This is a genomic window from Staphylococcus sp. GDY8P196P (assembly GCF_017891705.1).
Taxonomy (GTDB): Bacteria; Bacillota; Bacilli; order Staphylococcales; family Staphylococcaceae; genus Staphylococcus; species Staphylococcus ureilyticus.
The window spans coordinates 153,200-166,848 of the sequence record NZ_JAESJS010000010.1; the positions used below are offsets into that span (position 1 = coordinate 153,200).

The 13,649-nt window shown below is 30.4% G+C and carries 12 protein-coding genes; 5 read left to right on the forward strand and 7 right to left on the reverse strand.

Features of this window, described 5'->3' with window-relative positions; genetic code table 11:
• Positions 1–101: 101 nt before the first annotated feature.
• The 3 genes from hemY to hemE form a co-directional block, all read right to left on the reverse strand.
• A complete protein-coding gene (gene hemY, locus KA814_RS07625; protein ID WP_064208797.1) occupies positions 102–1,496 on the reverse strand; it encodes a protoporphyrinogen oxidase in 1,395 nt (464 codons plus the stop codon).
• A 17-nt stretch (positions 1,497–1,513) separates the two neighbouring features.
• Positions 1,514–2,437 carry a ferrochelatase gene (hemH, locus tag KA814_RS07630; RefSeq protein WP_046207614.1) on the reverse strand — a complete coding sequence of 308 codons (924 nt, stop codon included), beginning with the start codon at positions 2,435–2,437 and terminating at the stop codon, positions 1,514–1,516.
• Positions 2,438–2,520: 83 nt separating this feature from the next.
• Positions 2,521–3,555 (reverse strand): uroporphyrinogen decarboxylase, encoded by a 1,035-nt coding sequence (gene hemE / locus KA814_RS07635; RefSeq protein ID WP_046207615.1) that lies wholly within the window; start codon positions 3,553–3,555, stop codon positions 2,521–2,523.
• A 260-nt stretch (positions 3,556–3,815) separates the two neighbouring features.
• On the opposite strand from hemE, the gene KA814_RS07640 reads away from it, so the two are divergent.
• On the forward strand, positions 3,816–4,319 hold the full coding sequence (locus tag KA814_RS07640; RefSeq protein WP_046207616.1) for a hypothetical protein: 504 nt from the start codon (positions 3,816–3,818) through the stop codon (positions 4,317–4,319).
• 53 nt (positions 4,320–4,372) lie between these two features.
• Here KA814_RS07640 and ecsB read toward each other — a convergent pair whose 3' ends face one another.
• Complete coding sequence (gene ecsB / locus KA814_RS07645; protein WP_064208796.1) at positions 4,373–5,596, reverse strand: ABC transporter permease EcsB; 1,224 nt, start codon at positions 5,594–5,596, stop codon at positions 4,373–4,375.
• Entirely contained in the window at positions 5,593–6,330 is a 738-nt protein-coding gene (gene ecsA, locus KA814_RS07650) for an ABC transporter ATP-binding protein EcsA (protein ID WP_064208795.1), read from the reverse strand. The genes ecsB and ecsA overlap by 4 nt, the downstream gene beginning before the upstream one ends.
• A gap of 127 nt (positions 6,331–6,457) precedes the next feature.
• Here ecsA and KA814_RS07655 point away from each other — a divergent pair, with 127 nt between their 5' ends.
• The 4 genes from KA814_RS07655 to prsA all read left to right on the forward strand — a co-directional run bounded on the left by KA814_RS07655 (position 6,458) and on the right by prsA (position 9,321).
• A complete protein-coding gene (locus KA814_RS07655) occupies positions 6,458–6,883 on the forward strand; it encodes an HIT family protein (RefSeq protein ID WP_046207619.1) in 426 nt (141 codons plus the stop codon).
• Positions 6,884–6,960: 77 nt separating this feature from the next.
• Positions 6,961–7,332, forward strand: a complete 372-nt coding sequence (locus tag KA814_RS07660) for a YtxH domain-containing protein (protein WP_064208794.1) — start codon at positions 6,961–6,963, stop codon at positions 7,330–7,332.
• A gap of 283 nt (positions 7,333–7,615) precedes the next feature.
• Entirely contained in the window at positions 7,616–8,182 is a 567-nt protein-coding gene (locus KA814_RS07665; protein WP_046207621.1) for a DUF3267 domain-containing protein, read from the forward strand.
• A gap of 146 nt (positions 8,183–8,328) precedes the next feature.
• Positions 8,329–9,321 (forward strand): peptidylprolyl isomerase PrsA, encoded by a 993-nt coding sequence (gene prsA / locus KA814_RS07670; protein WP_046207622.1) that lies wholly within the window; start codon positions 8,329–8,331, stop codon positions 9,319–9,321.
• 452 nt (positions 9,322–9,773) lie between these two features.
• On the opposite strand, the gene yhaM is transcribed toward prsA, so the two are convergent.
• Both yhaM and KA814_RS07680 read right to left on the reverse strand, forming a co-directional pair.
• On the reverse strand, positions 9,774–10,715 hold the full coding sequence (gene yhaM, locus KA814_RS07675) for a 3'-5' exoribonuclease YhaM (RefSeq protein ID WP_046207623.1): 942 nt from the start codon (positions 10,713–10,715) through the stop codon (positions 9,774–9,776).
• Positions 10,715–13,648: an ATP-binding protein gene (locus tag KA814_RS07680; RefSeq protein WP_107528250.1), complete on the reverse strand. Its 2,934-nt coding sequence runs from the start codon at positions 13,646–13,648 to the stop codon at positions 10,715–10,717. The genes yhaM and KA814_RS07680 overlap by 1 nt, the downstream gene beginning before the upstream one ends.
• Between the last annotated feature and the right edge of the window lies 1 nt (position 13,649).

The window sequence follows — 13,649 nt, forward strand, 5'->3', positions numbered from 1 at the left end:
ATATATTTCACCAGTATTGTAAGATTCAACTTAGTAAAAAAAAGCCAATTCTACAATAATTAAAAATTAACAAAGTAGAAAATGACTTTTTTATTATTTATTTAGATTTCATCTAAAATCTCTTCAACCGCTTCTTTTCCTTGCTTTATGCAATCAGGTAACCCAACAGCCTCAAATGACGCACCAGTAATACGTAGTCTAGGATAATTATGTCTTATATGCGATTGTATCAATTTAATTTGTTCAATATGTCCTACTTGATATTGAGGCATACTTTTAGGTAAACGATTTACAATACTAAAATCAGGCGAACCTTTAAAGGTCATCATTTTACTCAAATCATTTTTCACGATTTTCACGAGTTCTTCATCTGTATGATCGTCAACTACCGTATCACCAGGTTTACCAACATAAGCTCTAATTAACACTTTACCTTCAGGTGTTGTAAATGGCCATTTCTTACTTGTCCAAGTACAAGCCGTGATATTCGTATCGCTTGTACGAGCAATAACGAATCCTGTGCCATCATAATTGTTGATGATATTTGCCTCGTCAAATGCAAGTACGACTGTTGCTACTGTTGTAGAATCCATGTTTTTAAAATAATCAAAAGCAGGATCATTACCAAACCATTGTAAGAAATTTTGATGTGGCGTTGTAACTAAGACACTATCATAGATGCGCTTTTCATTGACTGTTTTAATTTCATATTTTTTCTGTGACGCTGTAATATCTTTAACAGCCGTTTCATATTTAATATTAACACCTTTTGCTACCAAATCGTCTCTTAAACATTCTATAAACGAACTCAATCCATGTCTAAACTGTTTAAATTGTCCCTTAGGTGCACCTGGATAAAGTTCACGTTGTTTTATTCTTTGCGCCTTCTCATATCGCATTCCTTTAATAAGGCTACCAAATTGTTCTTCTCTTTCTTTAAACTCAGGGAAAGTACTCATTAAACTAAGCTCGTCAATATTTGTGCCATAAATACCACCCATTAATGGTTCTATTAGATTTTCTAGCACTTCGTCACCTAACCGCGTTCTAAAAAATTCACCAACCGACATATCGTTATCCATATCTATAGTTTTTTTAAACAAATCCATTCCAGCTCTTAACTTACCCAATGGAGAAATTAATTTGGTTTTGAGAAATGGTTTGATGTCGGTCGGTATTCCTAAAATAGAACCGCCTGGAATCGGATAGAGTTTATTTTTAGCATATATATACGATTGCCCAGTTTTATTAGTAATGAGTTGATCTTCAAGCCCTATATCTTTGGCTATATCTGTCATAATTTGTTTTCGTCCTAAATAAGATTCTGGACCTAATTCAATGGTATAGCCTTCATTACGATATGTTTGTATTTTCCCGCCTGCTCTATTAGAAGATTCATAAATTGTGACATCGATGTCAGGTCTTTTTGATTTTATAAAATATGCACTGGATAAGCCTGTGATGCCTGCCCCAATAATTGCGATACTCTTAGTCAATGTGATTCACGCTTCCTTTAATAAACATTTTTAATTTCATCTACGATTGCACCAATAAATAGTGAATCTGTATTAGGCATTGCTGGACGGAAGTAATTAACGCCTAACTCATCACAAATTATTTTGCATTCATAATCATTATCATATAATACTTCCAAATGTTCACATACAAAGCCTACAGGCGTATAAATAAAGTTTTTATAATTATATTTTTCGAATAAATTTCTAGTTAAATCTTGAACGTCAGGGCCTAACCAAGGTGTCCCAGTATTACCTTCTGATTGCCACCCTTCAGCAACGTGAGTAATGTTTGATTTAGCTTTTAATAATTCAGCAGTATCATGCAATTCATTCGGATATGGGTCATTATTTTTTTCTATAAGTCCTTTAGGTAAACTGTGTGCTGATACTACTAAGACTGTTTCATCATGTTCTTCTTTTGGTATTTGCTCTAAAGTTTCATTTACCTTTTCAGTCCAGTATTGGATGAATTTTGGTTGTTGGTAATAATGTTCAACATGGTTTAACGTAATACCATATTTATCCGCTTCTTCTTGTGCACGCTTATTATAGGAACCCACTGAAAAGCTTGAATAATGTGGTGCTAGTACCACAGTAACAGCTTCATCTATGCCTTCTTTATTCATTGCCTTTACAGCATCTTCAATAAACGGATGGATGTGTTTCAAACCAATGTACAACTTGAACTCAACATCAGTATATTGATTATTCAACTCTGAACATAATGCCTCAGCTTGTCGATTCGTAGTTCCCGCAAGTGGTGATAAACCGCCAATAAATTTATATCTATCTTTTAAGTCTTGCAATTCTGCTTCTGTAGGTTTTTTCCCATGTCTAATATCTGTGTAATAAGCTTCTATGTCACTTTCTTTATAAGGTGTACCATAAGCCATTACTAGTAAGCCTACTGTTTTTGCCATTTTAAAATCATCCTTTTATTTAAATTTTTAAGATGTAGATGACATAATTAAATGTAAATCTTGTTCACCTTTTGTATGTCTAACTATCTTTGAGTATATTCGTGAACAAACGTAGTAATTCTTTTTAAAGTTTCGGGTTTAACTTGTGGAAAAACACCATGTCCTAAATTAAATATATGTTTACCATGTGCTAAGCCCTCATCTAAAATAGGTTTTAATCGCGCTTCTATAACTTCCCAAGGTGCTAATAGTAAAGATGGATCTAAATTCCCTTGTAATGTTTTAGTAATATTTAAATCATTAGCTTCTTTAATAGACAGTCTCCAATCTAGACCTAATACATCTATTGGTAAATCATTCCATTCATGTACTAAATGACTTGCACCCACACCAAATAAAATCACGGGTACATCGTATTTCGCCTTAATTCCATTAATTAACTTTTTCATTGCTGGTTTTATATAATATCTGTAATCTTGAACGTTTAATGCACCAACCCAAGAATCAAATACTTGTATGATTTCTGCACCAGCTTCTATTTGAGCTGTCGTATAAGTAATAGACATATCGACTAAATGATCCATAAGCGCAAACCAAGTTGCTTCGTCACTATACATCATTGCCTTTGTAAAATTATAATTCTTAGAAGGCCCACCTTCAATCATATAGCTTGCTAAGGTAAAAGGAGCGCCAGTAAAACCAATCAATGGCACCTTCAATTTTTCTTCAGTTAATAATTTAATCGTGTCTAATACATATGGAACATCTCGTTTCGGATCAATATTCCCTAATTTTTCAACATCTTGTATATTTTTAATCGTATTATGAATTACTGGTCCTATCCCGGACTTAATTTCTACGTCCACCCCTATCGGTTGCAATGGGGTCATGATATCTTTATATAAAACCGCAGCGTCCGTATTATAATTATCTACTGGTAAATGTGTTACGTATGCACATAATTCTGGCTGGTGTGTTATTTCAAATAAAGAGTATTGCTCTTTCAATTTTCTATATTCAGGCTGTGATCTACCAGCTTGACGCATAAACCACACAGGTGTGTGTTTAACTTCTTTGCCCTTAATCATATCTAGGATTGTATTATTTTTATTATGCACCTTGTAATCCTCCTACATTATAATCATTCTTATTAATATTACCATATCCACTAATTTCCCGTATTCAATCAATAGAAATGTCATAAAAAAGACAAAGTGTGTCACTTTGTTATTCTTAATTATTTGACTATTGTTTTCTAACAGAAATCAATTATAATACTGTTAAAGTCTATTTTACATTTATTTGAAATATTAGAAGTATATATAGTAAATTATAATAGTTATGCAATGTTTCTTAAACAATTCAAGGGGGAAAACTTATGAAAATTTACGCATCTTACGGTACATTTGGTTATTTAAATCAAATTAGACTAAATAATCCGACACATCATCTACTACAATTTTCAGCTTCCGATTCTTCAGTTATTATAGAAGAAACAGAAGGTGAAACGGTTTTAAAACACCCGCTGGCTTATGACATCATTAAGTCTGAAGGGAATTTAGATGAAAATTACTTCTATTCTGTTATTTTTATACCAACATCAGAGGATCATGCATATCAATTAGAAAAGAAATTAGAAAATGTCACAACTGATTTCAAACAATTTGCAGGTTATAGAAGTTATCGCTTTTTAAAACCAAATCAAGGGTTAACATATAAAATTTATTTTGGCTTTAATAGTCGTACAGATTACGAAGATTTCAAAGCGTCTGCCGTTTTCCAAGAAAACTTTGATAAACTAGCACTAAGTCAATTCTTTGGTTCTAGTGGTCAACATTCAAGTTACTTCGAAAGATATTTATTCCCAATTGACGATTACTAATTAAAAATCGCTACTCAAATTTAGCTCTAAGCTAAAACCTGAGTAGCGATTTTTTAATCTGTTAGCAAACTTTCTTGATATTTCAATTTTTTAGTTATATTTCTAATCGTCAACCATCCTACAAGAAAGAATATCAATCCAAAGAAACTATATTGTGGAAAAACAATAGCAAAAGTAACGATAAAAATCACGCCTATAATACACATTAATCTATTTAAAAATTGTTCATATCCTTTAATGACCTTACTATCAGATACAGGCCAAACTTGAGGCCATAGACCATATGCTTGTTGTGTATAAAATTGAGCCATTTGTAACAATATAATATACATAAATAGACTACCAATTAATAAAACTACGATGACTTGATGTAACCATATCATCATAACTAAAGCTATAATAATCAAGCGTAATATAATATTAAATGCGTCTTTACCTCTAGCAAAACTTCTAATAAATAAATAAAGATACATATAGTTTTCATTAAATTTTTTAGGTTTCGGTTTCCACAATAACGGATCTAAATAACTTCTCCTTACTGCTTTCTCTTCTAATTGTTTTACATCCGTAAACATATTTACAAATTTATAATAATTCATATGATGTTGTTGTTCTGTATTAATCATATGCTCCCATGGGAACAAATAGTCTTTGTTTAAATATCTTATTAACAGAGTCAGAGCAACAAGTATAATAACTGAAAAAATACTTGAGATATTTTTAGGATCTAAGGCTACATAATAACCAGATGTAAATATCACAAACAAAATGCTAAATAAAGACCAACGTTCAAGACGAAATTTATACCACTGCCATTTTAATAATAAACCTAAGAGCGGAAATATAATTGCTAGTACAGCAAAGATAATATAAAATCCAAACGTTTTGTTATTAACCACATAAAATAATGGAAAAAATATAATAATCAATAATATTTGTATAGGTAATCTAGTAACATAACTATACATCAAACTTTTTTTCATATATTCAAACATATGTTTTTCAAATGGCAAGAGAAATAATTTATCTGCATCTTTCAATAAAGTCCTAATTGGGAACATGGAAGTAATGGCTGTGATTATACTAGCAATTAACGAATAATTAATATGTTTAGGCATTGATTTCAACCAATCTCCATAACCTAAAATAAATGCACCTAATAAAATCACAAGAAATACAGAAAAATGACCATTAAATATAAACTTATTATAATAACTTTTCTCTTTTTTGATTGCTTGTTTCCTTAGGTTAAATAATTGTTTAGCTTCTTGTTTCATGAATTTTGGCCACCTTGAGTAACGTGTATATATATTTCATCTAAGGTTTTACCACTTAAACCTGTTTGTTCCCTCAATTCATCTATATTGCCAAATGCTACGATTTGACCTTTGTCCATTATTAAAAATCTGTCACAGTATTTTTCGGCCGTTGCCAAAATATGTGTACTCATCAATACAGTTCTGTTCTCTTCTTTTTTCTCGACCATTAAATCAAGCATAGATTGTATACCTAAAGGATCTAATCCTAAAAATGGCTCGTCAATGATATATAATTCTGGATCTACAATGAATGCACAAATAATCATCACTTTTTGTTTCATACCTTTAGAAAAATGACTCGGAAATATATCTAATTCATTTTCTAACCTAAATGTTTTTAATAATGGATTTGCTCTTTTCATAGCTTCTTCTTTATCAATATTATACGCCATTGCAGTCATGTTAATATGTTCTTGTAACGTTAATTCATCATATATGACTGGTGCTTCCGGAATATATGATAACTTACGTCTATAAGCTTCTACATCTTGTTTGATATCAATATCTGAAATTGTTAACTGCCCTTCCATCGGCGTTAATAAGCCTAACATATGTTTAATTGTGGTACTCTTCCCAGCACCATTCAAACCTATCAGTCCAACAATTTCACCTTTTTTTAATTCAAAATTTATATCTTTTATCACAGGTCTTTTGCCATAACCGCCTGTTAAATGCTCTACTTTTACTGTCATAAGGCACCTCCACAAATAGTATTGTATCAAAAATCAAACATTGTTCATAAAGTTACTTCAAAAAATGACGGAAATTAATCAGTAATGCTATAATAGTTACTAAACATCTGACAAGGAGTGAAAATTTATGTCTGAAACAATCTTTAGTAAAATAATTAATGGTGAAATTCCTAGTTATAAAGTATATGAAGATGAATATGTTTATGCATTTTTAGACATCTCTCAAGTGACCAAAGGTCATACTTTATTAGTTCCTAAAAAAGTTTCTGCAAATATCTTTGAAACGGATAGTGAAACAATGAAACATATAGGCGTTGCTTTACCTAAAGTAGCAAACGCAATCAAAAAAGCATTTAACCCTGATGGTCTAAATATTATACAAAATAATGGTGAATTTGCCGATCAATCTGTCTTCCATTTACATTTTCATCTGTTACCAAGATATGAAAATGAAGTAGATGGTTTTGGTTATAAATGGGAAACACATGAAGAAAGCATAGGTGATGAACAAAAGAAAAAAATTGCACAAGAAATTGCAGCACAATTTAATTAATTATGCTTACCTGATATGATAAAGGGTATATTAAAAATATTAATGACTCAGAAATTTTAGAAATGAGGAGAATTTTTATGAAAACAGCTCAATTATTACTAGGTCTTGGTGCTGGTGTTGCAACTGGAATTGGTGTTGCATTAATGAATCGTGATAAGAAAAATTCAAACCAATTTGAGACAGAAGCGCGCAGACCTACGGGTGCTGAATCTGAATTTGATAAAGAAATCAACACTATAAAGCAAAGCGTCAATGATATTGTAAATTACATTTCACAAATCAAATCAGAAAGTACTGAAATTGGCAGTACTATTGGTGATGAAGTGAAAACGATGATTGGTGATTTTAAATCTGATATCGATCCTAATATTGAAAATTTGCAATCCCATATTGAAAATTTACAAAATCGTGGCGAAGAAATTTCAAAAGCATTTGAAAAAGACAAATAATTAACTCAATTAACTAAGAGTTATAACTCACTTGAAAACCTGAGTTATAACTCTTTTCTTTATTACAATAAAAACATCTATGTCTTTAAAATGATGCTGAATTAAAAAATATATAGTACACTCATCTTTCTTTGATTAAAAACTATAATATCCTTACATTATAGTGTTTTGAGAACTTTTCAAACTCTAAAATTAACTTAAAGTTAAACTTGACGACTGTAAGAATACGTTAGATAATACGAAAGTATATTCAATAAATTTTAAAAAGGAGTATGATTGCGTAATGTATTTATGTACACGTCAAATAGATATTAACGCTCGTTTTGGCATACCTAGAATTGCTTTCCTTAGTTTTGTTACTACAATTATCACATTTTTAATTGCATACGAACTTTTATACTTCTTTTCAAATACCAAATTAACAGACGACCACTTTTTAATATTTTTAATTTTAGTAGTGCTTTTGTACCCTTTACATAAATTAATCCACTTATTGTTTTTCTATCCCTATCGTAAGTCATTTAAAAAATATAAATTAGTAAAACATAAGTCTGTGCCTTTTTATAATGTGTATGTAAATACACCTGTTAATAAATATTATTTTTGTTTTGATTTAATCACACCAGCTTTATTTATAACGATTGTTTGCACATTTATAAGTACTATCATCCCTCAATATGGTCATTATTTAATGTTTTTAATTGCTTTGAATTTAGGTTATTCGGTTATGGATTTTCTTTATTTAAAGATCATATTATTTTCAAATGAAGGTACTTATGTTGAAGAACATCAAACTGGTATTAATATTTTAAACAAAGTATCACCTTATACGAATCATGAACTTGATTAAGCAAACAGCAATGTTTGCTTTTTTTATTCGCTCTTTTTTATATAAAATGGTTACAACTATAGTCGTATATATTAGGTTTCTAATTGGTGAAAACGACTTTATATGTTATATTTACGTTGTTATTCTTACAAAAGGAGTTCCCAATCATGAAAACATTTAAAAAAGTTATAATTCCTGTTACTGCTAGTGCATTATTATTAGGTGCTTGTGGTAATAGCGCTACAGATTCTAAAGAAGATACAATTATTTCATCAAAAGCTGGCGATGTTAAAGTTGAAGATGTAATGGATAAAATGGGTGATGAGCAAGTTGCAAACACATCTTTTTCTATATTATTAAATAAATTGTTAGCAGATAAGTATAAAGATAAAATAGACACGAAAGATATTGATAAAGAAGTTGAAAAAGAACAAAAACAATACGGTGGCAAAGATCAATTTGAAAGTATGTTAAAACAACAAAAAATGTCACTTAGTGACTATAAAGAGCAAAAAAAATTACAATCATATCAAAAGGCTCTACTGAACGATAAAGTGAATATTTCTGATAAAGAAATTAAAGAATCTACTAAAAAAGGTTCGCATATTTTAATTAAAGTTAAAGAGAATAAAGATGACAAAGAAGGTTTATCAGATAAAGATGCAAAAGCAAAAGCAGAAAAAATCCAAAAACAAGTATCAGAAAATCCTGACAAATTTGGAGAAATTGCCAAAAAAGAATCAATGGATAAATCTTCGGCTAAAAAAGATGGTAGCTTAGGATATGTTATCAAAGGACAAATGGAAAAAGATTTTGAAAAGGCGCTCTTCAAACTTAAAGAAGGCGACGTTTCAAAAGTAGTTAAAACAGATTATGGTTACCATATTATTAAAGCAGATAAAGAAAATGACTTTGATAAAGAAAAAGGTAAGCTAAAATCGCAATTAATCCAACAAAAAGTACAAAAAAGTCCTAAATTACTAACAGACGCTTATAAAGAACTGTTAGATGAATACAAAGTAGATTATAAAGATAGAGATATTAAAAAAGCTATTGAAGATTCTATTCTAGACCCAGATAAAATTAAACAGCAACAACAACAACAGCAACAACAGCAAGCGATGCAACAAGGTGGAGCTGGTATGACCTCTGGACAATAGAATCATAATTCACAAGTAAACAAGGCAAATGCTAATTTCTAGGGCATTTGCCTTGTTTTTTATTAATGAAACTAACTTATATTTACTTATTAATTATGCTTGTACACATATTTTTCGAGACGATTGTATTTTATCTCTTGCGCTGATATATAACACAGGATAAACACATATTCAATCTACTTATATCAAATCATACGATGCTCATGAATAGAAAACGATTATCTCACCCCCTAATTCTTACCTTCTAATACGACATATTAATTGTAAATAATCACGGTCAGAAACGAATGATTTTACATATAAAAAAGACTAATCCACGCTAATGAACTGCTCCCTTCAAAGTAGACACTTAAAAATGTAAACTTTGAAGGGAGCATATCAAAATTTGGATTAGTCCTTTACTTTCAAAATGTTTCAATTTTATTTTTTTAAGCGTATATTTTCCGTATCGCTTAATCTAAAGATGTTGGATTGTAAAATTGTCTACCCTCAAGCCCAAAAATACGTTCAGTAAATTGACCTTTTGGCGTTTTCTTATATGCTTTTTCAAACATATTCATTTTTGCATCAATGTTATCGATGAAAAACAAAATTTCTGCCTCTTTCATATGTGGTAGTTTCGGAGAGCCAAATTCCATTTTTCCATGATGTGCTAAAATCATGTGACGCAGTAATAATACCTCTTCACCTTCTATATTTAATTCTCGTGCAGCATCTGCTACTTCATCACTGGCAATAGAGATGTGGCCCAGCAAATTACCTTCAACCGTATATGTTGTTGCAACAGGACCACTTAATTCTTTAACTTTACCTAGGTCATGTAAAATAATAGAACTATATAATAAACTGCGGTTTAAAAGTGGATATATATCACAAATAGATTTTGCGACCCGTAACATTGTTAATACATGATAACTTAACCCACTTGAAAAATTATGATGATGTGTACTTGCTGCAGGAAATGTAAAAAATTCTGTTTGATATTTACGCAATAAATGTCTTGTAATGCGTTGTAAATTTGCATTTTCAATCTCTAACATATAATGAGAGACTTCTTCTTTGATTTCTTCTGGTGTGAGTGGCGCGCCGTCTACGAAATCATGTATGTTTAAATCTGCTTCATCTGAAGCTAATTTAATTTTATTAATTTTCATCTGTTTACGACCACGATAATTAATAACATCACCAATAACGTGTACGATTTTTTCTGGTTCTAAAACACGCATATCTTCCTTAGTAGCAGTCCATAATTTAGCTTCGATGTCCCCACTTTTATCTTGAAGATATATCGTCATATAGTCTTTTCCTTGAGCAGTTACGCCTTGTGTCGCTTTATGAATCAAGAAATAGTGATCAACTGAATCTCCAGGATTTAATTTTTCTACATTTCTCATTATTTACCGCCTTCCTCAGGTTTATTCAAAGTAATAATTTGTTTTGAAGGCACACTTGTATCTTTGACACATGTAAAGTATAAAATTTGATAATCATTGGGCATTTGTCTTAGATAATTCATCATCGTTTCTTTTCTATGTTTATCAAAATGTACAAATGCATCATCAATAATTACAGGGAATGGATAGTAAGGTTTTAATGTTTTAATTAAACTTAAACGCAATGCGATATATAGTATTTCTTTAGTAGACTGGCTTAATTCAATTGGTTCGTACATTTGACCATTCACTTGTTTTACCATTAAATCTTCATTCGCATAAGTTACTTGTACATAATTTCCATTTGTTAAATGTGCAAAGATTTCTGTTGCTTCATTTATCACTTGTGGTAAACGCTTATCTTTAATTTGTTTAATATGTCCTTCCACTAAAGATTGTAAGTAACTAAGACTTGCCCAATCTTTTGCTTCATCATTCACTCTATTTTTCAAAATATGGAACTTATGACGTAAATCCGCTAACGTTTTGTCTGTTTCCATATCCGTGATTTTAGCTTTTAAATCACTGACTTCTGACTGCATTTCTAAATATTGATCATTATAATGATCAACTTGTCTTTCTAACACTTCATCTTCTTCAGATAGTTGAGCATATGTTTTTTGACTCAGCAAAGAACTAGCTTCGTAATTATAATTTTGGTTTTCTAGATATTTCGTTAAATCATTAAAGCGGTTTAATTGTTGATGATAAGCCTGATATTGAGCATGCTGATGATAATACGATTCTTCATCATTTGCACTTACAAAGTTAAATAACTGTGATATCACATTATTATTCTCATGTAAGCGATGTTTAAGCTGTGATAATTCACTTTCTATTAATGTGATTTGTTCTTGATTCCTATTCCATTTATCTAAATTAGTTGTTTCTTCTTTTAACCATTGATTTACGTCATGAAATAAAGATAATGTGTTGAAAGAAGTAAATTGATTTTGGGTTACTGCTTTTGCATGTTCATAAAATGTATCTAATGCCTGTTGTAACTCAATTTTTTGCTCGTTCAATTCAACAGTATGATTGTCATAATCCTTAATTTTATTCATCGTCGCAATACTATCAATAATGAGTTCGTCTGAAATTTTATCAGATAAATGTAATTCATCTTTAATTTGGTTGATCTCATTCTCTGACTTTGAGTATTGTTGTTGTGCAGATTCTAAATTGGAAGATAAATAATTTGCTTTTTTATCTAATGCCTCTTTCGTTTTAATAGCATTATGGAATTGCTCGCGAATTCTATTTTGATCATCTAAATCAAAGTCCAAATTATAATTGGCTTCTAAATCATTAATTTGGTGTTGCAAATCTTCAATTTCATTAGAAAATGTTTCACTATGTCCTATCTCTTTCGATTTAACTAAGAAGATACCCACGATAAATACAAGAGATAGTAATGCAAATACAATACCGAAGACCAAATTAGCTGAAATAAATGAAAAGATAGTTAATCCAACACCAACAACTGCTAATATAACGAATGCAAATCGAAAAATATTTTGTTTACGTTCATTTTCTTGTTGTTCTTTATCAAAAGCTTCTTTCATTTTTTGATATAAATTATTTTTCTCTTGTAGTTCGAATACACGATTGTTATATTGTTTTTTCTTTTCATAGTTTTCATCAGACACAATATCTTTTTCTAATGCATCCATCTCAGTTTGATTTGTTTCTTTATCAATTTTATTTTCTTCAATATTGCGTTCTAATTGTTGAATAAAAGCAGTCTGTTCTTGCTTATTTTTAATTTGATCGCTTACATGACTCTTCATTGCCTCTGAACTGTCGGCTTCATGGTATACATCTTGCCATCCGATATTAGACTTCAAGCCTGATTTTTCACGTTCTTTATCTTGAATTTCTTTTTTAACTGATTTTAATTCGTATTCTTTTTGTTTAATTTCATTTTCTTGTTGTTGTATATGGTTAAAAGCATCAATATCAGATTGCTTAGGTACATTGATTTTTTCATTTTCACTTTTTAAATGCGTTAATCGTTCTTCTCTTAAGCCAATATCTCTTTTTAAATTTTGTGTTTGAATTTTTGCAGATTCATAGCGATCGATGCCTTGTTCAGGAAATGTGACAGGTTCTATATTTAATTGGGTTTCCAATGTTTTCCATTCTTGTGTTTGCTCATGTAAAGCTAATTCCTTTTGTTTACGATCATGCATTTTAGACAATTGGTTTAAATTCTGTTTCAAATTTTCTAAACGTCGATCTGCTTTATCTTTATCGTCTACTAAACGTTTGTAAGATGACAATTTTTCTTCTTCTTCTCGAATTTGTCGCTCTAATGACTTCAACTCTTCAAGCTGTTGGTTAATAATTGGATTTCTGCCATTTTTCTTATATAGCGCTTCTTTTTTATCATTCAAAATCTCACGCATGCTAGTAAATTCTGTTGATCCTAATGCACCAGCCTGGAGTAAATAGTTTTGTAATTGTTTTTCATCCATATTTTTATGAATATTTTGTAGGCCTAAGACATCAAATGAAAATATACCTTGATATGTACGTTTTGAGATAAAATTAAGTTCTTTCTTTAACCAGCTTTCATCTTTAATGGCACCATTCGGTAGATAAACTTTAACGTCTCCAGTTGCTGCACCTTTGATACGTTCAATTTCTATCAAAGAACCATCATCTTGAATCAATGTAAGTTTTCCACCGTATTGATTGCCTAAACGTGGCTCTAGTCGTGGTTCATTTTCTTTCTTAGTTGGAAACCCAAAAAGAATGGAATGTATAAATGCCTGTATCGTAGACTTACCTGACTCATTTTCCCCATAAATTTCTGTAAAATTTTCATCAAACTGAATGGATCTTTGAATGAATCTACCATAACCATATATATCTAATGATTTAATCTTCATT

Excerpts from the sequence above, each read along its gene's own strand:
- hemH (WP_046207614.1), bottom strand. The coding sequence starts at position 2,437 with ATGGCAAAAACAGTAGGCTTACTAGTAATGGCTTATGGTACACCTTAT.
- KA814_RS07640 (WP_046207616.1), top strand. The coding sequence starts at position 3,816 with ATGAAAATTTACGCATCTTACGGTACATTTGGTTATTTAAATCAAATT.
- ecsB (WP_064208796.1), bottom strand. The coding sequence starts at position 5,596 with ATGAAACAAGAAGCTAAACAATTATTTAACCTAAGGAAACAAGCAATC.
- ecsA (WP_064208795.1), bottom strand. The coding sequence starts at position 6,330 with ATGACAGTAAAAGTAGAGCATTTAACAGGCGGTTATGGCAAAAGACCT.
- KA814_RS07655 (WP_046207619.1), top strand. The coding sequence starts at position 6,458 with ATGTCTGAAACAATCTTTAGTAAAATAATTAATGGTGAAATTCCTAGT.
- KA814_RS07660 (WP_064208794.1), top strand. The coding sequence starts at position 6,961 with ATGAAAACAGCTCAATTATTACTAGGTCTTGGTGCTGGTGTTGCAACT.
- KA814_RS07665 (WP_046207621.1), top strand. The coding sequence starts at position 7,616 with ATGTATTTATGTACACGTCAAATAGATATTAACGCTCGTTTTGGCATA.
- prsA (WP_046207622.1), top strand. The coding sequence starts at position 8,329 with ATGAAAACATTTAAAAAAGTTATAATTCCTGTTACTGCTAGTGCATTA.
- yhaM (WP_046207623.1), bottom strand. The coding sequence starts at position 10,715 with ATGAGAAATGTAGAAAAATTAAATCCTGGAGATTCAGTTGATCACTAT.
- KA814_RS07680 (WP_107528250.1), bottom strand. The coding sequence starts at position 13,648 with ATGAAGATTAAATCATTAGATATATATGGTTATGGTAGATTCATTCAA.